The sequence below is a fragment of the Vibrio sp. 10N.222.48.A3 genome, assembly GCF_041475345.1.
In the GTDB taxonomy this organism is placed as follows: Bacteria; Pseudomonadota; Gammaproteobacteria; order Enterobacterales; family Vibrionaceae; genus Vibrio; species Vibrio tasmaniensis_A.
Window position 1 is genome coordinate 1 of sequence record NZ_JBFRVX010000878.1, and the last position, 838, is coordinate 838.

Annotated in this window: 1 protein-coding gene; it reads left to right on the forward strand. The window is 43.1% G+C overall.

Annotated elements, in window-relative coordinates:
- Positions 1 to 50 precede the first annotated feature (50 nt).
- Positions 51 to 838: VCBS domain-containing protein (locus AB4653_RS21265; protein ID WP_372105268.1), on the forward strand; the 788-nt coding region annotated here is incomplete at its 3' end.

The following is an 838-nucleotide window of genomic DNA, read 5'->3' on the forward strand; positions in this document are numbered from 1 at the left end:
TCTGTGTATTTTACTTAAGATAGTGCAACCACGATTCACGGATGATAAAAATGGCTAACAAAAAAAACGTCGAAGCAAACAAGAAAAATACAGAAATCAAAAATAAGAAAAGTAACAAGCTAGAACAAAAGAAACCAACACAAAAAAAGAAGCGCAGACTGCATTCACATCTAAAAGTGAATATCCCACTTTTTCAGTCACTCATGATGATTTTGCCATCATTGGCTAAACACGCTGCTGCAGAGAGCATAGACAATTCCAGTGACGCTGCAGATCAAGTAACCGCAAATAACGTGACAGCAAAAGATTCCAGCGACCACCATGGAAAAACCGACTCATCAGCGGTTACTCATCAAGAGGCTCAAACGAGCGACAGCGACGTAAACTCGACCTTAAGTGCAAGTCATGCCGCCCATGGTTCGAGCTCTCACCTGGTTCCTTCTCATCATTTATCGACGCTTTCTCACCCGCAAGTCCATTACATTCCTTCGGTATCGATGCCTACTATCTCCTCAGGGAGTAACGGTCAGCCGACTCATTCGAATGCGCCTACGACGCCCGCTTTACCCGTCACCTTTATGCCAGAAGTTATAAAAGGTACCTACGGAGAGCTTCATGTTGATGCCAATGGTCAATACACATTCGTATTGAATCCAAATTCTCCTCAATACATCCTGTTAAATCAGCACCAATCAGGTACTGACCATTTTGCGTTACATCTATCTAATGGCTCGAGCATCATTGTTCAGGTACCGGTAACAGGTAAGCAAGACACGCCAAATATTTCTGGAGACCTAACAGGTGTCGTAACAGAAGATCACAATATTGATTCACAAGG